This window comes from Mangrovicoccus sp. HB161399, from assembly GCF_013184745.1.
Taxonomy (GTDB): domain Bacteria; phylum Pseudomonadota; class Alphaproteobacteria; order Rhodobacterales; family Rhodobacteraceae; genus Mangrovicoccus.
In genome coordinates this window covers 25,419-48,676 of record NZ_JAATVU010000020.1, presented here as the reverse complement: position 1 = coordinate 48,676, position 23,258 = coordinate 25,419, and the positions used below count along the sequence as shown (strand labels likewise).

The following is a 23,258-nucleotide window of genomic DNA, read 5'->3' as shown; positions in this document are numbered from 1 at the left end:
AGGCTTGACACCGGGGCGCTGGCGGGCTTGAACGCCGCGAACCCAGAATTCCTGCCTCCAATCCGCCCGAGGATCACATGCACGCCTTTCGCACCCATACCTGTGCCGCCCTGACCTCTGCCGAGGTCGGTCAGACCGTTCGCCTTGCCGGGTGGGTGCACCGGGTGCGCGACCATGGCGGCATCCTCTTCATCGACCTGCGCGACCATTACGGCATGACCCAGGTCCTCGCCGACCCGGACAGCCCGGCCTTCAAGGACGTGGAAAAGGTCCGCTCGGAGTGGTGCATCCGCATCGACGGCACCGTTAAGGCGCGCGATGCCGAGCTGGTGAACCCCAAGATCCCGACCGGCGAGATCGAGGTCTTCGTCCGCGACCTCGAAGTCCTGGGCGCCGCCGAAGAACTGCCGCTGATGGTCTTCGGCGAGCAGGAATACCCGGAGGAAACCCGCCTCAAGTACCGCTATCTCGACCTGCGCCGCGAAAAGATGCAGGAGAACATGAAGATGCGCTCGGACGTGGTCGCCTCGATCCGCCGCCGCATGTGGGACAAGGACTTCCGCGAGCACCAGACGCCGATCATCACCGCGTCCTCGCCGGAAGGCGCGCGCGACTTCCTCGTGCCGTCGCGCCTGCATCCGGGCAAGTTCTATGCGCTGCCGCAGGCGCCGCAGCAGTTCAAGCAGCTGCTGATGGTGTCGGGCTTCGACAAGTACTTCCAGATCGCGCCCTGCTTCCGCGACGAGGACCCGCGCGCCGACCGTTCGCCGACCGATTTCTACCAGCTCGACATGGAGATGAGCTTCGTCACCCAGCAGGACGTGTTCGACACGATCCAGCCGGTGATCCAGGGCATCTTCGAGGAATTCGGCAAGGGCCGCGCGGTCGACAGCGAGTGGCCGCAGATCGGCTACCGCGACGCGATGAAATGGTACGGCACCGACAAGCCGGACCTGCGCTGCCCGATCAAGATGGAAGAGGTCTCCGAGCATTTCCGCGGCTCGGGCTTCGCGATCTTCGCCAAGCTGCTGGAGCAGGAGGGCACCGAGATCCGCGCGATCCCGGCGCCGAAGGGCGGCAGCCGCAAATTCTGCGACCGGATGAACGCCTTCGCCCAGAAGGAAGGCCTGCCGGGCATGGGCTACATCTTCTGGCGCGAAGCGAATGGCGAGATGGAGGCCGCGGGCCCGCTCGCGAAGAACATCGGCCCCGAGCGCACCGAGGCTATCCGCCAGCAGCTGGGCCTCGGCATCGGCGATGCGGCCTTCTTCCTCGGCGGCAAGCCGGAGAGCTTCGTCAAGGTCGCGGGCAAGGCGCGCACCGTGATCGGCGAGGAGCTCGGCCTGACCGAGACGGATCGCTTCGCCTTCGCCTGGATCGTCGACTTCCCGGTCTACGAGAAGGACGAGGAAACCGGCAAGATCGACTTCGAGCACAACCCCTTCTCCATGCCGCAGGGCGGGATGGACGCGCTGAACGGCAACCCGCTGGACGTGCTCGGCTACCAGTACGACCTGGCCTGCAACGGCTACGAGCTGGTTTCTGGCGCGATCCGGAACCACAAGCCGGAGATCATGTTCAAGGCCTTCGAAATCGCCGGCTACGGCGAGGACGAGGTGCGCAAGCGCTTCGGCGGCATGGTCAACGCCTTCCGTTTCGGCGCCCCGCCCCACGGCGGCTGCGCGGCGGGGATTGACCGGATCGTGATGCTTCTGGCGGACGAGCAGAACATCCGCGAGGTGATGCTCTTCCCGATGAACCAGCGCGCCGAGGACGTGATGATGGGCGCCCCGAACGAGCCCACCAACGAGCAGCTGCGCGAGCTGAACATTCGGGTCGTGCCGCAGGAGTGATCCTGCGGCAATACCGCGGGAAAGGTTCTTTCGGGGACGCTTTCATTAGTGTTGGACTGTCGCCAAGTTTTGGCAAGAATGCGTGTCTGCCGCGGGAACGGCATCTGGCTTTGCGTCGTGAAGGCCGTCACTTTGCAGCACCAGAAAGCGGAGAGGTGTCCCAGTCGCATCCGGGAGGCGGTGGAATGGCCGGCGCGTCGCGCCAGGCGTCAGGGGCGAAAAGATCCCACCAGATACGCGAAAGCGGTCCAGCCTCATGCCATCCCCGCCATTTGCCGTAAAACTCGAGATCGTCTTCAATTGCCTGCGTGATCCAGCCGCAAGCGCGTACTATCGGGATAGGGAAGCCGCTTGGAAGGTCAACAGAACCGTCAATGAAAGCGTTCCTCCAATCCGTCCGATCATTGAATGCCGCCCGAGACAAGTCGGCGAACCTTGCCGCGCCTCCTTGGTTCACACTCGACTTCAAGTTTGCGGAATGCAGCGAACTACTGGTCTCGCCGGTTCCTGTCAGCAAGGAGCGGCTTAGGTCAGCTCTTTCCAACTCGGCTTCGCGGAGTTTTGCATTCTGAATGTTTGCCTCGCTGAGATCTGCTTCTTGCATCCGAACGCCTTCGAGCACTGCGCCCTGCAGGTGCGCGCTATCGAGCACTGCTTCCTTTAGGTGCGCTCCACTGAGCACTGCACCTTGCAGATAAGCTCCTGTGAGCACTGCTCCCTCCAAGAAAGCTCCTTCCATTACGGCCCCTTGCAGGTGCGTATGTCTGAGCGCTGCTCCCTGCAGGTAGGCTCCTTTGAGCACTGCACCCTGCAGCTTTGCATCTTCCAACCTTGCGCCATCCAGTCTCGCGCGGCGAAGGATTGCCCCACGCATTTCCGTGTCGCGCAGGTCGGCTCCCTCCATGTCCGCGGAATAGAGGTTCGTCCACGGCATAGAGGCTTGACGGATATCTGAGCCCTTCATTTGCGCGCTTTGCAGTCTTGCTCCCTGCATTCTTGCGTCGCGGAGGATGGCTCCATCCAATTCAGCAAAGTCGAGGCGTGCGCCTTCCAGGTATGCGCCGCGCAGGTCTGCTCCCGGCATTCGTGCGAGGGAAAAGATTGCGCCTTGCAGACGCGCTTCGGCTAAGTCGGCATTTTCCAATGATGCCCTGTAGAGGATCGCCCCCTCCATCTGGGCGTTGGACAGGTTCACCCCGACAAGGGCGGCAGAACGCAAATCTGCGCCACGCAAGTCCATCGACCCTAAGTTCGGCTTGTCGAGGGCATCAGTGATGCGACGCCTCAAGTCAGACCACTCGGCGTCGAATGCGTCATCTAGATCGGCAAACCAAGTTTCGCAGCTTCGATTTCTTTTGATGCCGTGCGCTTCGCACCACGTGTTACGGTCGGTCCATTGGGATGGGATCTGCGCGACCTTTGATCCACGCGAACGCCCGCAGACATCGGGGGAAAGCCCGTGCCGTTTGCACCATTCCTCTCGGAACCGGTGGCGGGCTGCAGAGAGATCGGCGGCCTCAGGTGGCAAGGCGGAGAACTGGACTCCAGCTAGGTTTGCGGCAACAAGCCAGCGATCGCTGCGCAACCAGGATGCAGTGATATGAGGGTCGAATGTGGCCAACGCCTTTTCTATCCATGGCGACTTAGACCAATCTGGTCGATTGTCGCTGACGACCGTTGTTTCCAGCTTGTCCGCCGCGCGTGCGAAAGTGAATTTGCTTTGTCCGGTCAGGCGGTCCATACCGCCCTCGGTGGTCAGGACGGTCAAGACCAGATGGGCGGAGAGCAATAGCGCGGAGACGACGAAGACTCCGGAAGTAGCCGCTTGGTCAAGCAGCCACGGGTGGCGGAGGTCGCCCCACATCTTCACCCAGCTCGACAGGCTGGCATAGATCACGAAGAAGGTGCAGACCGCGATGAGCGCGGACATCGCCTCGTCATGGGCAGGCAGCGAGCGGATCCACGTGTAGATCAGGATCAGCGGCGCCGCCCACCAGACCAGCAGCATCGCGGTGACGCCGGAGAGCCAGTCCATCGGGCGGCGGGCGATCGTTTCCTCGCCGTAACGGCGGCGGGCGCGCAGGATCAGGTCGTTCACCAGCCAGGGATGGATGGCGCGCTCCAGCGGGTCGCCCTTGTATCGGGCGGGGGCATGGGCAAGCTCCTCGGAGCATTTGCGCAGGAAGAGATGCAGGTAGACATGCAGCGCGGCGGCGAGGATCGGGGCGAAGGCAAAGAAGCTGGCTGTCGGAATGGAAACGCCGACCAGCGGCAGCTGGGTCTGGCGGGAGGGGATGAAGAAATCCGCGTCCTCGACGCCCAGCACGGTGATCATCATGAAAGTCAAGTAGGCCAGCAGGCTGAACCAATTTGTCCGGCCTGCCTGTGTCAGCTCGTTGATCCGGGCGATGCGCTGCTCGGCGCTCCTTTCCTCCGGGGCTGGTGGCCCTGGGCGGTGGCGGGTGCGGCGGAGATTCAGGTCGCGGGACATGGCCTTGTCCGTCAACGCAGGGTTGCACCCAGTGTGACGCAAGGCCAGAATAGGTCAAGTCCGGAAGATCAGGCCACCAGGTCGAGCGGCAGGTCCGAGATGTCCTTCAGCCGCTTGCCCTCGACCATCATGTCGAGCGTGTCGAGATAGCCCTCGTCGCCGGTGTCCTCCAGGGTGTCCCGCAGCTCCGGCAGGGCGAAATGGTAGACGCAGTCGATGTCACCGGTCCCCAGAGCCAGCGAGGCGATGCGCGAAGGCAGGGGCTCTCCGGTGACCACCGCGATATGCGGCAGGCGGCCCTTGCGGTTGCGCACCAGGTTCAGCCCTTCTGAGCGGGCATTCTGCGCCCGGTCCGAGCGCAGGGTCCATTTGCAGCTGATCGAGGCGTGGAGCAGGTCCAGCGGCTGCGCCCAGGCGCGGATCGAGGCGTAGCGGGCGACGCTCTGGTCGACCAGCTCCTCCTTCGCGTTGATCACCCGGTCGGATTCCGGGCGGCGGGCGATCACGATGTCGGGCTTGATCAGGTAGTCGGAGCCGAGCGCCGTGGCGATGTCGCGGTTCGAGCGCGCGATCGCCTCCAGCTCGTCGAGATGGGCGTATTGCTCGAAGCGCGCGATGGCGCCGCCCTTGGCGATCTCGAACCGCCCCGGGCGCAGATGCGAGAGACGCGGCAGGATGTCCTCGAGAAAGCCCGCGCAGAGCGTCTCGAAATTCGCCCCCGCGGTCTGGCCGGGCAGCTTGACCGCGGTGCGGGAGGGTCCCAGCCGGATCAGGATGCCGTTGGCAATGCGCTTGCTCGGGGCGGAGGAGCTGTCGGCATTCGAGGGAATGCCGCGCTCGGAGACGGTCAGCGGACCGGCGAGAAGCGCCGCGTGGAACGCGGTGCGCGCCTGGGCCAGCAGGGCGGCCATGTCAGGCGATCAGGATGCTGGTGCGGATCAGCGCCTCGGCGATGCGGCGGCCGACTGCGGCCGATACGGGGGGCGGGAAGGCATTGCCGACCTGGCGGTAGGCGGGAGTCTTGCGCCCGACGAAGGTCCAGTCGTCCGGGAAGCCCTGGACGCGCGCCACCATCGGCACGGTCAGCCGAGGCATGCCGTTGAAGCCGGGCGCGGGCGGGGCGTCGGCAAGGCTGCGGCCGTCGACGCCTAGCTTGGCCCAGGCGGCACGGGCGCGGGTCGGGCCGAGATCGGGGCCGCCATGCTTCAGCGAGCCGCCGACGATGGTCGGCGCGATCTGGTCGGCCTTCTCCGCCCAGGCAGCGGCGCCTTCCCAGCCGCCTTCGGCCATCTGGTCGCGCAGCAGTTCGCCCACCGAGGGCGGGGTTTCCTGCTGCGGCTCGGGCCAGTCGAACTCCGCGCCCTTGGACATGCCGACAATCACCACGCGCGGGCGCAGCTGGCTGACGCCGAAATCCGAGGCCGAGTAGAGCCGCCAGCCGACGGTATAGCCCAGCTTTTCCAGCGCCTTGCGGAAGCCGTTGCGGAACTCTTCGAAGGTCGGGTCGAGGAAGCCGCGGACGTTCTCCACCATGATCGCGCGCGGGCGGCATTCGTCCACGGCGCGCAGGAAATCGGGGAAGAGGTTGCGCTCGTCATTCTCGCCGAGCTGCTTTCCGGCCTTGGAGAAGGGCGGGCAGGGCAGCCCGCCGGCCAGCAGGTCGATGCCGCGATAGGGGCGGGCGTCGAAGGTCTTCAGGTTCGACTGGTCGCCGGACAGCACCCGCCAGTCCGGCCGGTTGAAGCTGAGCGTCTTGCGGCAGACGGCCTCGACCTCCACCAGCGCTTCGTGGGCGAAGCCCGCGCGTTCCAGGCCGAGCGCCTGTCCGCCGGCTCCGGCGCAGACCTCTACAGAGGCGATGTCGCAATGCATCGGGGGGCTGCCATCCATCTCCGTCACTCCGCCGCGATCGCCGAATTATGGGCGTAGGTCTTCCAGTCCGGCTTGTAGTCTGCATCGGCCTGGTTGCCCCAGACCGTCCAGCCATTCCGGACGCCGCGGCCGAAGAGTTCCAGATACGGCCCCCGGGAGCAGGATTCAATCAGTTCGTACTGCTCGTCGGGCTTGCGCGAATGTTCGCGCTTGCGGGTCTGCAGCATGTTCACCTGGCTGCGCGCCGGGGGCAGGGTGCGGGCATTGCTGCCGCGGGTGCCGAACAGCAGCAGTTCGGTCACGTTGCGGAAGTAGAATCCGACGCCGCGCCCGTCCGAGCCGCCATCCTTGCGCACCTTGTGCCAGACGATGTTGGACTTGTACTCGAAGCCCCAGGCCGCCAGCACCTGCAGCCCCTCGGGCAGCAGCGCGTTGGGCACCCACATGTAGCAATGCGCCGTGTCCGCGAGGAAGTCTGCCACCGGCAGCGCGCAGATGTCCTTCAGCTCCATCGTGGGATAGCGGGTCAGGCGCCGGTGTTCGGGCGCGACCTTCCCGGTGCGGTTCGCAAAGCGCCAGGGAGGATCCGCGAGAACGGTGCCGAAGCGGTCATTCCCGAGAAATTTGCATAAATCTAGGGCCGCTTCGTTGGTCATGCGCCAGATATCGTCCTGCCTGTTCGTGGGTCTTCACGAACACTAAGCGAACATCGGATCCAAGGCAACGCTTTCATCCCGCCCGGGCGGCCTCAGATGGCGATCTGCTGGTCGAGACGGCTCTGCACCATGTTGCGCAGCCGCGCAAGCGCCGTGGGATTTGCCGCGCCGCGGGCTTCGGCGCGCAGGATCGCCTCTGCCGCGGCGCAGAGCGGGCCGTCTTCGGCCGAGCGGGCGACGCCCGAGATGAACTGCGCGATATAGTCGATCGGCTGCTCGGATTCCGCCACCGTCATCAGTTCGGCGACATGCGCGAGGTCGTCGCGGAAGGCCAGCATGTCGGGGTCGACGCGGTCCTCCGGCATGGGGCGCAGGCCCAGCGGGCGGGATTCGGCCGGCAAGTGGCGCAGGATGGCCTGCTGGAATTCGCCGAGCGATCGGACCGGCTTTTCCAGGAAATCCTGCGCCCCGGCGGCGAAGGCGCGTTCCGCCCCGTCCGGATCGCCCGAGGTGGCCAGCACGACCTGCACCGGGCTGGTGCCGGTGCGCAATTCGCGGATCAGGTCCTCGCCATGGCCGTCGGGCAGGCCGAGATCGACGATCGCGACCGAGGGCCGGTAGGTGCACAGGTGCTTGTGGGCGGAGGCCAGGCAGTCGGCGCGGCGGATGCGGGCGCCGGATCGCAGGCACATCAGGCGCACGGCCTCGGACGCGAAGCGGCTGTCCTCCACCAGCAGGATGGTCAGGCCGAGAAGCGGGCGCGAAGCGGTGGGCTGGCGCCGTATCAGATAGGACTCCACCGGATCGGTCATGGTCTCCTCCTCCTCCAGTTGCCCGACATTTCCGCAGGGAAGGGTGAAGGAGCCGTAAACGCCTGCCTCGAATTCGGGATGCGCCATGGGTCTCATTGCCAGGCTGCGGCGCAGCGGCTAGGCAGCCTTGAATCGACAGGAGGAGTTGCCATGATCGGCCGTCTGAATCACGTTGCCATCGCCGTTCCGGATCTGGAGGCGGCCAGCGAGCAGTACCGCAGCGCGCTCGGCGCGAAGGTGGGCGCGCCGCAGGACGAGCCGGACCACGGCGTCACCGTCGTCTTCATCGAGCTGCCCAACACCAAGATCGAGCTGCTCTATCCGCTGGGGGAAGACAGCCCGATCAAGGGCTTCCTCGACAAGAATCCCTCGGGCGGGATCCACCATGTCTGCTACGAGGTCGACGACATCATCGCCGCGCGCGACCATCTGAAGGAAACCGGCGCGCGGGTGCTGGGCTCGGGCGAGCCGAAGATCGGCGCACATGGCAAGCCGGTCCTGTTCCTGCATCCGAAGGATTTCAACGGCTGCCTCGTGGAGCTGGAGCAGGTCTGAGCCATGGGCATCACATCTGCCATCGTGCTTTATGCGGTGCTGTGGTGGCTGACCTTCTTCGTGGTGCTTCCCCTGCGGCTGAAGACCCAGGGAGAGACCGGCCACGTGGTCGAGGGCACCCCGCAATCGGCCCCGGCGAATCCCCAGCTGAAGAAGAAGGCGCTGATCACCACCGGCGTCGCCTTCGCGCTCTGGGCGGTGATCGCCGGGATCATCCTGTCGGGCATGATCACGGTGCGGGACATCGACGTCATGCACCGGATGGGCCCGCCCCCGGCATCGGCCGAGTAGGGCGGAGTGTTGCAGGTTTCACTACGCCTCGTGAAAATGCGTTAATTTAATGAAACACGACAAGGGCTTAGGTGGGGTGTGGGCGGCGAAAGACGCGCCGCCGGCAACCAAAAGGTTCTCCACATGCCCACTACCCTTGTCGGTACCGCCTACCGCATAGACGGCGTCGAGTTCGGCCCGAACGACGTCATTTCCGCCGGCACGGCGCTGACCGCGGTCGAATTCACTTCGGTCGATCCGGATGCGAGCGATTTCATCGTCACCCCGCGCTCGGTGATCTTCGAGGGCACGGTCAACGAAACCGTGCTGTCCGAGGCCGAGGAAATCGCCTTCTTCGCCGATGGCGTGCAGATCGCCGACCGCTCGCCCAGCTACGAATTCGTCAGCCTCGAAACGGATGTCGGCATCGTCTTCGGCATCACCTTCTCGGCCGGGGGCGACACCTACTTCCTGCCGCGCAACGATTTCCCCTCCGCTGGGCTGGGCGAGGTCACCGGCGACTCCCAGATCCGCGCCAATGGCGTCTCCTTCGACCAGCTCGATTTCGGCCTGCTGCCGCCCGGGGCGACCGCTTTCGAGGGGCTTGTCTTCGGCAGCGGGGCGATCGATGCGCCGGGGCTAGGGCTGACCCGAACGGTGATCGACAGCGACGGCATCGCGTTCAATCCCGGCGAAAGCACCGAGATCGACCCGTTCAATGCCGAGGTTCTGGTGACGGTCAGCTTCTCCGACGGGACCACGCTGCGCGGCGTCGAGGCCTATCAGACCGGCGGGATTTCCTTCGTCAACAACCAGGTGATCGACACCCGCGCCTTTGCGGTCGAAGTGGCGGCGGTCGAGGCTTCGGGACACACGCTGGGCGATATCGCCGGGGCCGAGTTCCAGGCGCTCGCCAGCCATGACCTGAGCTATGCCGAAGTCGGGTTCGAGCCGGTCAGGAGCGCTGCGCAGGGCGGCGATCCGGTGCCAGTGCCCGCGCCGGAAGAGATCGCGAACGTGATCTCCGGGACGGCGGGTCGGGACTTCCTGGAGGGGACCGGGGGCGAGGACATCTTCTTCGGCGGGGCAGGCAACGATGTGCTCACCGGCAAAGGCGGCGCGGATGTGTTCGTCTTCGGCGCAGAGGCCGGGAACGGCAGCCGCGAGCGCGACGTGATCACCGATTTCGACCTGGCGGAGGACGTGATCGCGCTGGAGCAGGGCATCGGCATCCGGCGCACGGCGCAGGACGGCGACGATTTCCGGATCGTGCTGGATGGCGGCGACCGCGACCAGATCATCATCCGCGACGCGGACGGGCGCGTGCTCGACTCGCTGGTCTTCGTGGCCGAGGACTTCCTGGTCTGACGCTCCCCGCGCGCTTGCGGGCGGCACGGAAAAAAGCCCCGCCGGTTTTCCGGCGGGGCGTTCGGGGATCATTCGGCCTGCGGCGCCTTCCTGGCAGGCGTCATCCCCAGCTTGGCCTTCGCCCATTCCCGCGCGGTCTGGAAGATCACGTAGAGCGACGGGATCAAGAAGATGCCGATCAGCGCCGCCGCCAGCATGCCGCCGAAGACCCCGGTGCCGACGCCGCGGCGCGTGAGCTGCGCCGCGCCGGTGGCGTTGACCAGCGGCCAGAGCCCGACGATGAAGGCGATCGAGGTCATCATCACCGCCCGGAACCGGGTGCGGGCGCCGGTGACCGCCGCCTCGAGGATCGGCATGCCGTCGTTTTCGCGCCGCTCCTTGGCGAATTCGACGATCAGAATCGCGTTCTTGGCCGCCAGCGCGATCAGCACGACAAGCCCGATCTGTCCGTAGACATCCAATGGCAGGCCGGTCACCAGCAGCGCCGCCATCGCGCCGAAGACGCCGACCGAGACCGACAGCAGCACCGGCACCGGGATGGTCCAGCTTTCGTAGAGCGCGACCAGGAACAGGTAGGCGAAGAGCAGCGCCAGCACGAGGATCGCCGTGGTCTGGCCCGCGGCCTCCTTTTCCTGCAGTGCGGTGCCGGTCCAGTCGTAGCTGTAGCCCTGCGGGAGGGTCTGCGCGGAGATCTCCTCCATCGCGGCCAGCGCCTCGCCCGAGGAGACATCCGCGGCCGGCCCGCCGTTCATCGTCAGCGCGCGGAAGTTGTTGTAGCGCACGATGGCGGCGGGGCCGGTGATGTATTCGGCGCGCGCCACGGCGGCCACCGGCACCATCCCGCCCGAGCTGTTGCGGACGTGGATCTTGCCGATGTCGGCCACGCTGGCGCGGTTGCCTTCCTGCGCCTGCATCGTCACCTGCCAGGACCGGCCGAACAGGGTGAAGTCGTTCACGTAGACCGAGCCCAGCGTGCCCTGCAGCGCCGAGAACAGGTCGGAGACCGAGACCCCGAGGGACTGCAGCTTCTCGCGGTCGATATTGAGGAAGAGCTGCGGGGTGTTGGCCGAGAAGGTCGTGTAGGTCGCCCCCAGCCGCGGGTCCTGCGCGGCGGCCAGCGTCAGGCCGGTGGCGACCTGCGCCAGTTCCTGCGGGGTTCTCCCCTGCGTGTCGAGCAGCATGTATTCGAAGCCGGAACCGGTGCCGAGCCCGATGATGGGGGGCAGGTTGAAGGCGAAGACCTGCGCCTCGCGGATCGGATAGCTCTGCACCATCGCCGACTGGATCGCCGCGAAGACGCTCTGCGACGGATCGGGCCGTTCCGCGAAGGGCGCCATCCGGGCGATCAGGAAGCCCGAGGAGGATTTCGCCGCGCCGTCGAGCATCGAATAGCCGCCGATCGAGATCACGTCCTTCACGCCGGGCAGGCCGGACAGGATTTCCTGCACTTCGGCCAGCGCCACCTCGGTGCGGTTCAGCGAGGCGCCCTCTGGCAGGCGGACCTCGGCGAAGAACGCGCCCTGGTCCTCTGCCGGAAGGAAGCCGCCCGGCACCTTGGTCATGATCCAGCCCGTGCCGGCGAGGGCGGCCGCCAGCAGGATCAGCCCCAGCACTGCGCGCCGCGCGATGGCATGGGCGACCTTGGCATAGCCGTCGCGCGCATTGTCGATCCTCGCCGAGATCCAGGCCATCACGCCCCGCTTCGGCCCCTTGTGCGGCTTCAGCAGGATCGCGGCGAGGGCCGGGGAGAGCGTCAGCGCGTTCACCGCCGAGATCACCATCGAGACCGAGACCGCCACGGCGAATTGCTGGAACAGCGCGCCGGTTATGCCGGGGATGAAGGCCACCGGCACGAAGACCGAGAGCAGCACCGCCGCCGTCGCCAGGATCGGCCCGGTGATCTGCCGCATCGCGATGGAAGCGGCGTCATGCCCGGACATGCCGGGGTTTTCCTCCATGATCCGCTCGACGTTCTCCACCACCACGATGGCGTCGTCGACCACGATGCCGATTGCCAGCACCAGCGCCAGCAGCGACACGGTGTTCAGCGTGAAGCCCATCGCCAGCATCACCGCGAAGGTGGCGACCAGCGAGACCGGCACCGCGACGATCGGGATCAGCGTCGCGCGCCAATTGCCCAGGAAGACGAAGACCACCAGCACGACCAGCACGAAGGCTTCGAACAGCGTCTTCTGCACCTCGTGGACCGAGTCCTTGATGAACTCGGTCGTGTCGTAGGTGACGTTGTAGGCGACGTCGTCGGGGAAATCCTGCGCGGCGCGCTCCATCACGGCGATCACCGCCTCGGCCGCCGAAAGCGCGTTGGCGCCCGGGCTCTGGTAGATGCCGATCATCACGGTCTGGGCGCCGTTCAGCCGCGCCGAGGTGTCGTAGCTCTGCGCGCCGAGGCTGACCGTCGCGACGTCGCGCACCCGCAGGAAGGACCCGTCCTGGTTGGCGCGCAGCACGATGTTGCCGAACTCGTCCGGATCGGCGAGCCGCCCCTTGGTGGTCAGGTTCAGCTGGAACAGCGGATCGTCGGTCATCGGCTGGGCGCCGATCCGGCCGATCGCCGCCTGGGTGTTCTGCGCCCGGATCGCCGCGGTGACGTCGGCGGGGGTCAGCCCCAGCTGGGTCAGGCGGTCGACATCCAGGCTGATCCGCATGGAATAGTCGCGCGTGCCGAACAGCGTCGCGTCGCCCACCCCCGGCACGCGCTTGACCGCGTCGAGGATGTTGATCGTGGTGTAGTTCGACAGGAAGAGGTCGTCATAGGTGCCGTTCGGCGAATAGACCGACAGCGCCAGCAGCATGCCGTTGGAGGCTTTCTTGACGCTCACGCCGCTGCGGGTCACCTCGTCGGGCAGCGAGCTTTCGGCCAGCGAGACGCGGTTCTGCACGTTGACCGTGTTCAGGTCCGGATCGGTGCCGACCGCGAAGGTCACGGCCAGCGAATAGGACCCGTCCGAGCCGCTTGTCGATTTCATGTAGAGCATGTTCTCGACGCCGTTGACCTGTTCCTCGATCGCCTGGGCGACGGTGGCCTCGACGGTCTCGGCATCGGCGCCGGGGTAGTAGGCGGAGACGCTGACCATCGGCGGCACGATGTCGGGGAACTGCTCGATCGGCAGCCGCGTCAGCGAGATCAGGCCCGCCAGCGTCAGCACGATGGAGATCACGGCGGCGAAGCGCGGCCGATCGATGAAGACCTGGGAGATCATCGCCTCAGCCTTCCTTGCCGGGGGCGGCAGCGGCCGGGGCGGCATCGACCTTGATGCCCGGGCGGACCTTGTTCAGCCCCTCGGTGACTACCATCTCGCCTTCCTTCAGCCCTCCGGTGATCTCGGTCACGCCCTGGCGGGTGCCGCCGGCCTGGACGCTGCGCTGCTCGACGGTGCCGTCCTGGTCCACCACCATGACGAAGCTGCCCGCCAGGTTGCGGCTGATGGCCTGGGCGGGCACGGTCAGCACCTGGTCGGCCTCGGTGGACATCAGCGTCACCACCACGAATTCGCCGTCGCGCAGGCGGCCCTGCGGGTTGTCGAAGCGCGCCCGGGCCAGCACGGTGTCAGTGCCCTCGGAGATGCGGCTGTCGAGATAGGTCACCGTGCCCTGGTCCTCGGGCGTGCTGCCGTTGGCGAGGGTCAGGCTGACCACGGCCTCGGTCGGCGCGGTGCCGCGGTCGACCGCCTCGCGGTAATCCTGCAGCACCCGCGAGGGCACCGAGAACTCGGCATAGATCGGGTCGCTCCGCGTCAGCGTCATCAGCGATCCCGAGTCGGGGCCGACCAGCGCGCCGATGTCGAATTGCGACAGGCCGGTGATGCCGTCGAACGGGGCGGTGATCACGGTGTAGCCGAGGTTCAGCTCGGCATCGCGCTTCTGCGCCTGCAGGGTGACCAGCTGGCCCTCGGCCTTGCCGAGCGAGGCCTCCGCCTGGTCGAGATTGCGCTGCGGGGTGGCCTGGCGCTTGACCAGCTCGGCCTGGCGGTCGCGCTCCAGCGCGGCGAGGTCGCGGTCGGCCTGGGCCGACTGGATCTGCCCGTCGATCTGCTGCAGCGCCGCCTGGTAGCTGTCATCCTCGATATGGAACAGCGGATCTCCCACGGAGACGCGCTTGCCCTCGGTGAAATCGACCGATTTGAGGAACCCCGTGGCGCGGGCGCGGATATCCACGACCTGCGCGGCGACCAGCCGCCCGGTGAAGCTGACCTCGTCTGCGCGGGACTGCATCGTCGCCGGGGCCACGACCACGGCCGGGGCAGGGCGCTGCTGCTGCTGTGCCGGGGCGATCCCTGCGGCAAGTGTCACGAAGAGCCCCGCGAGCGCTGCCCGGGAGGCCATGGAAAACGTCTTGGTCATCGGTCTCGCCGTCTTGAACTGAATTGTTGCCATCTAAACATGGAAAAAGGTTCACGGCCTGCCCGCAATTGGCCGCACCGTCCGGTTCAGATCGAGCTGGCGGGCGGGATCTGGCCGAGGCGCTGCGCGATCCACTCGAAGAACCGGCGGTACCAGTCGAGTGCGTCCGGCGCGAGATGCCAGATGAGGGCTCCCAGGCCGATCACGGCGACGGCGAAGAACCAGACCGACAGGGTCCAGATCGCCGTGACGCCGCCGAGGAACTTTGCCCTGGCGTGGAAGTCGAGGTCGCGCTCTTCGGCCTGATCCGCCAGCCAATGGCGCAGCTTCATGGGGCCCAAGCCTGCAGGCTGGTGGCGGCGATCAGGTAATGCACCAGCGTCGGGATCGCGGTGGTGAACAGGACGAAGGGCAGCCAGGCATGGGCGCGCATCCCTTCACCGCTTCCTATTTCGGCAAAAAAGCCTTCGACGTCATATACATCTTGATTGAAATTACCGATCTCCATGGTGGAGACGGTGTTTACGGCAGAGATGGATAGGAGCAGCAACACGCCGAGACCGGTGAAGAGAAACAGCGCAACCACAAGGTCGAGAATTGCAAGAATGTAGGGCCAAGCGCGACCCCATTTCATGCCGCGGCGTATCAGGCTGAGCGTACAGCCATAGGAGAGAAAATCGAATAGCCCATTGCAGAGCGGCAGGATCGCGAGCCCCAGAACTATGCCGGAGGGCTGTTCGCCAAGCTGCCTTTCCGAAAAAGGGTTCCCGGCTGCCATTATTGCAATGGCGAGGAAGGTGACGGTCAGCACGCCATATCCCACGCTGCCGAAACCGCGTCTTGCACTGGCAGCAAAGGCAACTGCCCCAAGCACAGCGCCCGCGACTGTAACAAAGATCGCGATGGCGAAGATTGTCGCATAGGAGACAGCCAAATTGACGAAATTCCTGTTGTTCTGTTCGCGGGCATAATCGGCTATACCGTCCAAGCTGTCGCTTGGCAGGGCCGTTACGTCTCCAACTGCGGCAGGAAGTGAAAATGCTATTGCCGTTAGTGCAACCGTGCTTGCGACCGCGGCAGCGAGGGTCGAACTGCCTGCGATCGCGACCGCACCTGCGAAAGACAATGCAAATGCGATCGAATACGCGACGCCGCCAGTTCCCGCAAAGGCCGCTTCTATCCCGGACGACCCCGCGAAGGCAAAGATCAGAGCGGATGGAAATGCGATCGCGAACGCAGCTGTTGCGGCGCAAATGCCCAACAAGTTCCAATACTTGCCTATGGCTCCCGTCACGCGGACCGATATCTTTCTGAAAGTCGGGAAAGCAAGAATTGTGAGAACAATGATGCCTATCGCCAAGGTGCGCCTCGACGAGCTGTCTTCGCCTGGCAGGATCAATGCGTCTGCCATGCCTCCGTCTTCGCCTGAAAAGGTCCAGTACACCAGGACCGTTATCAGCGGATAGATCATGGCGAGCAGAAGGGCCCGGTCAAAGATCGGCCAGCCGAACGAGCGCGAGGCTGCAAGCCGGGCTGCCTCGAGATTCGCCGATCGGGGCGTCATGTGCCACCTGAGTGAGGGCCATTTCCCGCACGGATATCGTTCAATGTCCTGCGGTGTAAGCCAGCGCTCCAGCGCTTTCATGATCCCCTTCAGCCGCGCCCTGTAAAGCTCCGAGGCCCGATCGGTGCGCAAACTGTCCAGTACCCGCTGCCGAGAGCGTTCCTTCGAAAGGCAGCCCGTCAGCCAAGTGCCGCAAAGGATGAAACTTATTGCAAGCAAGTTCGCCGCTGCCATCCAGACTTCGCGCGACCCGGGGTCCCCAAACAACGCGGCAATATTCTCCGGAATATTGCATAGTGAATCGCAGAGCTCCAGCAAGGCGAACCCATGAAATGCTGTGGAATATACCTTTAGCTAACCATACGGCAGGTGATTTGGCCAGCCCTGCAGCGGTGCGGCTTGTCGTTGACCTCCTGCGCAGCGTGAGTCACCCAAGCGCAAACAGGCGGAGCCCCGGCATGACCACGCGTTTCACAGGCAGTTTCACCCAGCAGGAGCCGATCCCGGAGGACGCCATCGAGGCGGCCGTTGCCGTGATGCGCTCGGGGCGGCTGCACCGCTACAACCTCGCCGATGGCGAGGAAGGCGAGGTCTCGGCGCTGGAACGCGAATTCGCGGACTACATGGGATCGCGCTACTGCCTCGCGGTGGCCTCGGGCGGGTACGCGATCTGCACCGCGCTGCGGGCCATGGGCGTGGGCCATGGCGACAGGGTGCTGACCAATGCCTTCACCCTGGCCCCGGTGCCCGGCGCCATCGCCTCGGTCGGTGCCGTGCCGGTGCTGGTCGAGGTGACCGAAGATCTTGTGATCGACCTCGACGATCTGGCGGCCAAGGCAGGGGAGGCGGATGTGCTGGTGCTGTCGCACATGCGCGGGCATCTCTGCGACATGGACCGGCTGATGGAGATCTGCGACGGCGCGGGCATCGGGGTGATCGAGGACTGCGCCCATACGATGGGCGCGCGCTGGCGCGGGGTGCTGTCGGGGCGGCACGGGGCGATGGCATGCTACTCGACCCAGACCTACAAGCACATGAATTCGGGCGAAGGCGGTCTGCTGGTCTCGGACGATGCCGATCTGATGGCGAAGGCGGTGCTGCTGTCGGGCAGCTACATGCTGTACCCCCGCCACGGCGCGGCGCCGGGGCCGGAGGCCTTCGAGGGGATCGTGCTCGACACGCCGAACATCTCGGGCCGGATGGACCACCTGCGCGCGGCGATCCTGCGTCCGCAGCTTGCGCGGCTGGATGCGCAATGCGCGGCCTGGACCGAACGCTACCGCGAGGTGGAGCGCTGCCTCGCCGGCATCCCCGGCCTCGTCCTGCCCGGGCGGCCGCAGGCGGAGGCCTTCGTCGGATCGTCGATCCAGTTCCTTCTGCCGGATCGCAGCGGGGCGGAGCTGCAGGCTTTCGTGGCCGCCTGCGCGGCGCGCGGCGTGGAGCTGAAATGGTTCGGCGCCGACAAGCCTGCGGGCTTCACCTCGCGCTACGACCACTGGCGCTATGCCGCGCCGGGGGCGCTGCCGCGGACCGACCGGGTTCTGGCGGGGCTGCTGGACATGCGGCTGCCGCTGACCTTCAGCCTGGAGGACTGCCGGGTGATCGGCGGCATCCTGGCGGAGGAGGTGCGCCGCCTCGCCTGAACCGCCGCAGGCACGAACGGAAAAGGGCCGCCCCATGGGCGGCCCTTTCCATTTCGGGTGGCATTGCCTTGCGCTTACGCGCCGGCGCGGCCGAATTCCGGATAGGCTTCCATGCCCAGTTCCGCCATGTCGAGGCCCTCGATCTCGTCCTCTTCCGGCGCGCGGATGCCCATCACGCCCTTCAGGATCAGCCAGACGATGCCGGAGGACACGAAGGTGAAGACGGTGATGCAGAGGAAGCCGATGATCTGGGTCACGTAGTTGGCGTCGCCGTTGGTGAACGGAACGACCAGGGTGCCCCAGAAGCCGCAGCAGAAGTGCACCGGGATGGCGCCGACCACGTCGTCGATCTTCATCTTGTCGAGCATCGGAACGACCAGCGTACAGATGATGCCGCCGACGGCGCCGATCAGGGTGGCGGTGCCCAGGCCCGGGGCCAGCGGTTCCGCGGTGATCGACACCAGGCCTGCCAGCGCGCCGTTCAGCACCATGGTGAGGTCCGGCTTGCGGTACAGGATCGTGGTCAGGAACAGGGCCGCCAGGGCGCCGCCCGCTGCCGCGGTGTTGGTGTTCGAGAAGATGCGCGACACGTCGGCGACGTCGGAGACGGTGCCCATCGCCAGCTGCGAGCCGCCGTTGAAGCCGAACCAGCCGAGCCACAGGATGAAGGTGCCGAGGGTCGCCAGGGTCAGGTTGTTGCCCGGCATCGGGATCACGCGGCCGGCGGAGTCGTACTTGCCGATGCGCGGGCCGAGGATCAGGACGCCCGCCAGGGCTGCCGCACCGCCGCAGGCGTGCACGACGGTCGAACCGGCGAAGTCGGAGAAGCCCATCTCGGACAGGAAGCCGCCGCCCCACTGCCAGGACGCGGTCAGCGGGTAGATGAAGCCGGTCAGGACTGCGGTGAAGATCAGGAAGGGCCACAGCTTGATGCGCTCGGCCAGGGTGCCGGAGACGATCGACGCGGTGGTGGCGCAGAACATCAGCTGGAAGTAGTAGTCCGAGCCGGTCGCCGCGTAGGACAGGTCGTCCACGGCATCGACTGCGACGCCGACGGGCTCGAGCACGGCAACGGCCGGGAACAGCGCCGAGAAGTAGCCCTCGATGGCCCAGGAGCCGAGCGGGTACATCAGGTTGTAGCCGATCAGGTAGTACATGACCGCGGCGATTGCGAAGAGCGCCACGTTCTTGAGGCACTGCATCGTCACGTTCTTCGAACGCACGAGGCCGGCCTCGAGCATCGCGAAGCCCGCTGCCATGAACATCACCAGGAAGCCGCCGACCAGGAAGAGGACGGAGGTCAGGATGAACTTGACCTGGTCGGTCGCTTCGCCGGTCGGAGCCGCAACCTCGGCCTCCTGGGCGTAACCGAGCGCGGGCAGGACGAGCGCGACAGCGGCCGCCGCCAGCAGGGTCTTGTTGAGTTTCATGTTGTAAAGGTCCCTCACTTCACTCTTACCGTCAGAGCGCGTCTTCGTTTTCTTCGCCGGTCCGCACGCGCACGGCCTGCGCGACATCGAGGACGAAAATCTTGCCGTCGCCGATTTTCTCGGTGCGGGCGGTTTCCTCGATGGTCTTCACCACCTGGTCCGCCATGTCTGCCTTGACGACGATCTCGAGCTTCACCTTCGGGACGAAGTTCACCGCGTATTCCGCGCCGCGGTAGATCTCCGTGTGGCCCGACTGCGAGCCGAAGCCCTTGATTTCGGTGACCATCATGCCGCGAACGCCGATGGCGGTCAGCGCCTCGCGGACCTCCTCCAGCTTGAACGGCTTGATTGCAGCAATGATCAGTTTCACGATTGTCCCCTTCCAGTATGCGTGCCCGCGATCGGCATGGATCAGCCGAAGGCAGGTCCGAGACGCTGATGGCCGGATCTGCCGCTCTTGCGGTAGGTGACACAAGCGATCACCTGTGGATTCAGCGTCTTTCCGATGGGGTGTATGCCTGTTTTGTGTGCAAAAAACAGAATAGCGATATATTTTAGGCGATATGAAAACTCCGGGAGCGCCTTGGGGCGGGGTACCGCTGCGCCTGCGAAAAGGCTAAAAAGGCAGCGAATGCCCGAAGACAGAGCGAGCAGAACATGAGCAGGCCAACCACGCCGCGGCGCCCCGTGCGCGCCACGGGAGAGCGCCCCGCGGCCAAGCGGGCCAAGCCCGGAGCAGCGCAGAAGAAACCCGGTCCGAAGAAGGCGGCTCCGGCCCGCAAGCGCAGCAGCGGAGGCGGCGGCGGCCGCAGGCGCGCGCCCTGGCCGGTGCGGCTGGTGCGGGGCGTCTTCGGCGCCATCTGGGGCGTCGGCTGGCGCCTGGCGGTGTTCGCGGGTCTGATTCTCGCGGGCTGGGTGGCCGTGGTCTATTCCACCCTTCCGCCGGTCTCGCAGCTGATGGACGGCCGGGTGCGAGGGTCCGTCACGCTGCTCGACCGCGAGGGCGAGACCTTCGCCTGGCGCGGAGACCAGTATGGCGGCGGGGTCCATGCCGACTCGGTGTCGCCGGATCTGAAGCACGCGATCGTCGCCACCGAGGACCGCCGCTTCTACATGCATCCCGGGGTCGATCCGATCGGCATCATCGGCGCGATGCGGATCAACATGTCCGAGGGGCGCTCGCCGCTCTCGGGCAACGGCGGCTCTACCATCACCCAGCAGACCGCCAAGCTGCTCTGCGTCGGGCGTGCCTACGATCCGACCTCGGGCCAGACCGAGGCGCAGTACGAGGCCGAGTGCCGCGAAAGCTCGCTGGCGCGCAAGGCGCGCGAGGCGATCTACGCGCTGGCGATGGAAGTGAAATACTCCAAGGACGAGATCCTGACGATCTACATGAACCGGGCCTATCTGGGCGCGGGCACGCGCGGCTTCGAGGCCGCCAGCCAGCTCTATTTCGGCAAGCCCGCCAGCGAGGTCGACCCGGCCGAGGCGGCGATGCTGGCCGGTCTGCTGAAGGCGCCGAGCCGCTTCGCGCCGACCGCCAACCTCGCCCGCAGCCAGGAGCGCGCCAACGTGATCGTCGGCCTGATGGAGGAGCAGGGCTATCTCTCCCGCGAGGAGGCCGAGGATGCCCGCGCGCATCCCGCCACGCTTTCGGCCGCAGCGGCCAACCGGACGGGCGGCTATTTCGCCGACTGGGTGATGGGCGTCGTGCCGGAATACTACGGCAAGGGCACCACCGAGGACGTGACGATCCGCACCACGCTCGACATGAAGATGCAGCAGCAGGCCGAGTCCGCGCTGGCCGAGGTGTTCCGCACCAAGGTGAAGGCCGGGTCCGAGGCCGAGGCGGCGATCGTGGTGATGGGCGCCGACGGTGCGGTGCGCGCCATGGTCGGCGGCCGCGATGCCGACGTGCCGGGCGGGTTCAACCGCGCGGTTCAGGCCAAGCGCCAGACCGGCTCGGCCTTCAAGCCTTTCGTCTACGCCACCGCGCTGGATCTGGGCTACAGCTACAACGACATGGTCGAGGACGCGCCGCTGACGATCAACGTGCCGGGCTCGGGACCGTGGACGCCGCAGAACTATTCGCGCAACTTCCATGGCTGGGTCAGTCTCACCACGGCGCTGGAGGACAGCCTCAACATCCCGGCGGTGAAGGTCTCCGAAGCGGTGGGGCGCAAGAACGTGATCCGCGTGGCGACCGACTTCGGCATCGATTCGACGCTGTTCGACGGGCCGTCCCTGGCGCTCGGCGTGTCCGAGGCCTCGCTGCTGGAGCTGACCGGCGCCTATGCCGGCATCCTCAACGGCGGCCAGTCGGTGGCGCCCTACGGGCTGACCTCGCTGGCGGTGCGCGGCGAGAGCGCGCCGGTCATGCAGAAGGAGGGCGGCATCGGCGAGCGGGTGATCTCGCGCGATGCGTCGCGGCAGCTGGTCTACATGATGAACCAGGTGATCGAGCACGGCACCGGCCACCGGGCCAAGCTCGACGGCCGTCCGGCAGCGGGCAAGACCGGCACCACGACCTCGGCGCGGGATGCCTGGTTCATGGGCTTCACCGGCGATTTCGTGGTCGGCGTCTGGATGGGCTATGACGACAACACGCCGCTGACCGGGGTGACCGGGGGCGGGCTCCCGGCCGAGATCTGGCACGAGGTCATGGTGCGGATCAACGACGGCCGTCCGGTGACGCCGCTGCCGATGATCACGCCGAGCGACCAGCCGTCCGAGCGCATGGTCTCCAATGACGGCCCGCGCAGCACGCAGGGGCAGGGCAGCGGGCAGCCGGGCCTGAAGGTTCCGGTGCCCGACCTTTCCGACCTGCCGGAGAAGGCCCAGGGCATCGCCGAGCGCATCATGCGCGACGTGCGCGGCCTGTTCGGCCGGAACTGACCGCGGCTCTGCGGGCGGGGCCGGAAACGGCGCCGCCCGCAGCGGCGGCCTCCGGCGGAGGCCGGTCCCGAAGGGCAGCGCGCGATTTGCCGGAGGCGCGCGCGGTCTCTGCCGCCATCCTGCGGCCGCCTCGCGGCGGCGGCGCCTTTCCCGCCTTCAGCCAGATGCCATGCCTTAAGAGCGGGCCGCCCGAACGTGCGGGGAGGGGGGCGTTCCGGACGTTGCCACCGGCAAGCGGTGCGTCTGGCGGTCTTCGGGAGCAAGGACAGCCGTTGCCCCTTTCCCAGCCATGCGGACCGCCGAAGGGCGCCGACGCTCCCCACTGTCGGCAAGGGCATCTTGTCCGCAGGACCTGGCGTCCGGAATCGATTCTGTGTCCCCTGATCCTCGCCGCCCGGAACGGTTGGGGGAACCTGCCATGCGCCTGACCGCGCATCCTCCCGGATGTTTCGGCATGGGCGCGGAAAAAGCACCGTGAACGAGCCCTGCTGCCGCGAAGCCTGCGCGCCTTCCAGCGGTTCTCTGCCACTCGCGCGAAGTGCCGGGTCCTGGAGAGCTGGCGGCTGTCACCGGGCCTGGCGTCTGGGGCGGATCGCTGGGCCAGCCTGACCCCGGGACGGCGCCCCGTCTCTAGCTTCATTACGGCGCTGCGAGCGCTCGCAGAGACGGCGCGACGGCGGCCCGCCGGGCGGGGTGGCCGCCCCATGCGGCCGACGCCTTGCCGCTGGGCGCCCGACGGACTCCGGCCTTTCCCGGCTGGTCCGGCTGGTCCGGCTGGTCCGGCTGGTCCGGCTGGTCCGGCTGGTCCGGCGGATCGGCGGCGAGGCACCGGTGCCGGTTGAGGCGGAACGGCGGCTGCGGCAGGGACCGGCAGGCCCGGACAGGCTGCGCTCGGCGCCGCATCCCGCGCCTGCGTCCGGGCCAGTCCGCCCCCGGGCCGCGGCGCGCCGCAGGGCATGCGTCTGCGGCCGCCACGGGATCGGCAAGGCAGGCGGCCTCCCGCGGCGGGGATCCGCGAGGCCTGAGCTCATGGCTTCGCGGCGCGCGCGGTGGCCCGGTCCGGGCCATGGGCGGGACCGTGATCCCGGAGATCCGGGCCAGCTGCCTGTGCGGGAACCGGGCCATCCTCCGCCGTCGGCCCGGAAGAATGGCTCATGGCGGGTGCACCGGCGCGGTTGACCGAAGGCGGAGGATTCGGCCACGGATCGGCGCCGCCCATATCGAGCTGTGCCGGAGCAGCCGGAGCGCGAGCGTCGCCGCTGCGCTGGTGGCGGGCGCTGACAGGAATAGTTGGCGCGGGGTGCCGGGCATGGCCGTCGGCGCTTCCGAAGCTGGGCCCCTGCAGAACCTTCGCGGCGCCACTGGCACCTCGGTCCCAGTTCCCTCCTGCGCGATCTCCGCAGCCGCGGTCCGGCGTGCAAACTGGCGACGTCCGCCGCCCGCGAGGGCATCAGGCCGGCGGCGCGCATGCTCTCCGCGACTTTGCA

The 23,258-nt window shown here is 66.7% G+C and carries 17 protein-coding genes; 6 read left to right on the top strand and 11 right to left on the bottom strand.

Going from position 1 to position 23,258, the window contains the following annotated elements:
- The first annotated feature begins 77 nt into the window (after positions 1-77).
- Complete coding sequence (gene aspS, locus HCC78_RS13200) at positions 78-1,853, top strand: aspartate--tRNA ligase (RefSeq protein ID WP_172329253.1); 1,776 nt, start codon at positions 78-80, stop codon at positions 1,851-1,853.
- Positions 1,854-1,980: 127 nt separating this feature from the next.
- On the opposite strand, the gene HCC78_RS13195 is transcribed toward aspS, so the two are convergent.
- From HCC78_RS13195 to HCC78_RS13175, 5 genes are all read right to left on the bottom strand, one after another.
- Positions 1,981-4,344 (bottom strand): pentapeptide repeat-containing protein, encoded by a 2,364-nt coding sequence (locus tag HCC78_RS13195; protein ID WP_172329252.1) that lies wholly within the window; start codon positions 4,342-4,344, stop codon positions 1,981-1,983.
- Between the two features lie 68 nt (positions 4,345-4,412).
- Positions 4,413-5,255 (bottom strand): NgoMIV family type II restriction endonuclease, encoded by an 843-nt coding sequence (locus HCC78_RS13190; RefSeq protein WP_172329251.1) that lies wholly within the window; start codon positions 5,253-5,255, stop codon positions 4,413-4,415.
- Position 5,256: 1 nt separating this feature from the next.
- Positions 5,257-6,234: a DNA cytosine methyltransferase gene (locus HCC78_RS13185; protein ID WP_253949160.1), complete on the bottom strand. Its 978-nt coding sequence runs from the start codon at positions 6,232-6,234 to the stop codon at positions 5,257-5,259.
- Between the two features lie 5 nt (positions 6,235-6,239).
- Positions 6,240-6,872 carry an MT-A70 family methyltransferase gene (locus tag HCC78_RS13180; protein ID WP_172329250.1) on the bottom strand — a complete coding sequence of 211 codons (633 nt, stop codon included), beginning with the start codon at positions 6,870-6,872 and terminating at the stop codon, positions 6,240-6,242.
- A 92-nt stretch (positions 6,873-6,964) separates the two neighbouring features.
- A complete protein-coding gene (locus HCC78_RS13175; RefSeq protein ID WP_172329313.1) occupies positions 6,965-7,684 on the bottom strand; it encodes a response regulator in 720 nt (239 codons plus the stop codon).
- 150 nt (positions 7,685-7,834) lie between these two features.
- On the opposite strand from HCC78_RS13175, the gene mce reads away from it, so the two are divergent.
- The 3 genes from mce (at position 7,835) to HCC78_RS13160 (ending at position 9,877) form a co-directional block, all read left to right on the top strand.
- Positions 7,835-8,239: a methylmalonyl-CoA epimerase gene (mce, locus tag HCC78_RS13170; RefSeq protein ID WP_172329249.1), complete on the top strand. Its 405-nt coding sequence runs from the start codon at positions 7,835-7,837 to the stop codon at positions 8,237-8,239.
- Between the two features lie 3 nt (positions 8,240-8,242).
- Positions 8,243-8,530 (top strand): DUF1467 family protein, encoded by a 288-nt coding sequence (locus HCC78_RS13165; protein WP_172329248.1) that lies wholly within the window; start codon positions 8,243-8,245, stop codon positions 8,528-8,530.
- Positions 8,531-8,653: 123 nt separating this feature from the next.
- The gene (locus HCC78_RS13160; RefSeq protein ID WP_172329247.1) at positions 8,654-9,877 is read left to right on the top strand and encodes a M10 family metallopeptidase C-terminal domain-containing protein; all 1,224 of its coding nucleotides are present in this window, start codon (positions 8,654-8,656) and stop codon (positions 9,875-9,877) included.
- A gap of 68 nt (positions 9,878-9,945) precedes the next feature.
- Here HCC78_RS13160 and HCC78_RS13155 read toward each other — a convergent pair whose 3' ends face one another.
- The 4 genes from HCC78_RS13155 to HCC78_RS13140 all read right to left on the bottom strand — a co-directional run bounded on the left by HCC78_RS13155 (position 9,946) and on the right by HCC78_RS13140 (position 15,884).
- A complete protein-coding gene (locus tag HCC78_RS13155; RefSeq protein WP_172329246.1) occupies positions 9,946-13,098 on the bottom strand; it encodes an efflux RND transporter permease subunit in 3,153 nt (1,050 codons plus the stop codon).
- Between the two features lie 4 nt (positions 13,099-13,102).
- Positions 13,103-14,239: an efflux RND transporter periplasmic adaptor subunit gene (locus HCC78_RS13150; protein ID WP_172329245.1), complete on the bottom strand. Its 1,137-nt coding sequence runs from the start codon at positions 14,237-14,239 to the stop codon at positions 13,103-13,105.
- Between the two features lie 86 nt (positions 14,240-14,325).
- Positions 14,326-14,571: a hypothetical protein gene (locus HCC78_RS13145; RefSeq protein WP_172329244.1), complete on the bottom strand. Its 246-nt coding sequence runs from the start codon at positions 14,569-14,571 to the stop codon at positions 14,326-14,328.
- Complete coding sequence (locus HCC78_RS13140) at positions 14,568-15,884, bottom strand: hypothetical protein (protein WP_172329243.1); 1,317 nt, start codon at positions 15,882-15,884, stop codon at positions 14,568-14,570. The genes HCC78_RS13145 and HCC78_RS13140 overlap by 4 nt, the downstream gene beginning before the upstream one ends.
- A 377-nt stretch (positions 15,885-16,261) precedes the next feature.
- Here HCC78_RS13140 and HCC78_RS13135 point away from each other — a divergent pair, with 377 nt between their 5' ends.
- Positions 16,262-17,446 (top strand): DegT/DnrJ/EryC1/StrS aminotransferase family protein, encoded by a 1,185-nt coding sequence (locus tag HCC78_RS13135; RefSeq protein WP_172329242.1) that lies wholly within the window; start codon positions 16,262-16,264, stop codon positions 17,444-17,446.
- 74 nt (positions 17,447-17,520) lie between these two features.
- Here the strand turns inward: HCC78_RS13135 and HCC78_RS13130 are convergent, their stop codons facing one another.
- The gene (locus HCC78_RS13130) at positions 17,521-18,876 is read right to left on the bottom strand and encodes an ammonium transporter (protein WP_172329241.1); all 1,356 of its coding nucleotides are present in this window, start codon (positions 18,874-18,876) and stop codon (positions 17,521-17,523) included.
- A gap of 31 nt (positions 18,877-18,907) precedes the next feature.
- Entirely contained in the window at positions 18,908-19,246 is a 339-nt protein-coding gene (locus HCC78_RS13125) for a P-II family nitrogen regulator (protein WP_172329240.1), read from the bottom strand.
- 287 nt (positions 19,247-19,533) lie between these two features.
- On the opposite strand from HCC78_RS13125, the gene HCC78_RS13120 reads away from it, so the two are divergent.
- Complete coding sequence (locus HCC78_RS13120) at positions 19,534-21,771, top strand: transglycosylase domain-containing protein (protein ID WP_172329239.1); 2,238 nt, start codon at positions 19,534-19,536, stop codon at positions 21,769-21,771.
- The last annotated feature ends 1,487 nt before the right edge of the window (positions 21,772-23,258 follow it).

Bases quoted from the DNA above. Each gene is read 5' to 3' on its own strand.
- HCC78_RS13190 (WP_172329251.1), bottom strand. From the start codon at position 5,255: ATGGCCGCCCTGCTGGCCCAGGCGCGCACCGCGTTCCACGCGGCGCTT.
- aspS (WP_172329253.1), top strand. From the start codon at position 78: ATGCACGCCTTTCGCACCCATACCTGTGCCGCCCTGACCTCTGCCGAG.
- HCC78_RS13145 (WP_172329244.1), bottom strand. From the start codon at position 14,571: ATGAAGCTGCGCCATTGGCTGGCGGATCAGGCCGAAGAGCGCGACCTC.
- HCC78_RS13185 (WP_253949160.1), bottom strand. From the start codon at position 6,234: ATGGATGGCAGCCCCCCGATGCATTGCGACATCGCCTCTGTAGAGGTC.
- HCC78_RS13175 (WP_172329313.1), bottom strand. From the start codon at position 7,684: ATGACCGATCCGGTGGAGTCCTATCTGATACGGCGCCAGCCCACCGCT.
- HCC78_RS13160 (WP_172329247.1), top strand. From the start codon at position 8,654: ATGCCCACTACCCTTGTCGGTACCGCCTACCGCATAGACGGCGTCGAG.
- HCC78_RS13155 (WP_172329246.1), bottom strand. From the start codon at position 13,098: ATGATCTCCCAGGTCTTCATCGATCGGCCGCGCTTCGCCGCCGTGATC.
- HCC78_RS13195 (WP_172329252.1), bottom strand. From the start codon at position 4,344: ATGTCCCGCGACCTGAATCTCCGCCGCACCCGCCACCGCCCAGGGCCA.
- HCC78_RS13130 (WP_172329241.1), bottom strand. From the start codon at position 18,876: ATGAAACTCAACAAGACCCTGCTGGCGGCGGCCGCTGTCGCGCTCGTC.
- HCC78_RS13120 (WP_172329239.1), top strand. From the start codon at position 19,534: ATGAGCAGGCCAACCACGCCGCGGCGCCCCGTGCGCGCCACGGGAGAG.
- mce (WP_172329249.1), top strand. From the start codon at position 7,835: ATGATCGGCCGTCTGAATCACGTTGCCATCGCCGTTCCGGATCTGGAG.
- HCC78_RS13135 (WP_172329242.1), top strand. From the start codon at position 16,262: ATGACCACGCGTTTCACAGGCAGTTTCACCCAGCAGGAGCCGATCCCG.
- HCC78_RS13150 (WP_172329245.1), bottom strand. From the start codon at position 14,239: ATGACCAAGACGTTTTCCATGGCCTCCCGGGCAGCGCTCGCGGGGCTC.
- HCC78_RS13180 (WP_172329250.1), bottom strand. From the start codon at position 6,872: ATGACCAACGAAGCGGCCCTAGATTTATGCAAATTTCTCGGGAATGAC.
- HCC78_RS13140 (WP_172329243.1), bottom strand. From the start codon at position 15,884: ATGAAAGCGCTGGAGCGCTGGCTTACACCGCAGGACATTGAACGATAT.
- HCC78_RS13165 (WP_172329248.1), top strand. From the start codon at position 8,243: ATGGGCATCACATCTGCCATCGTGCTTTATGCGGTGCTGTGGTGGCTG.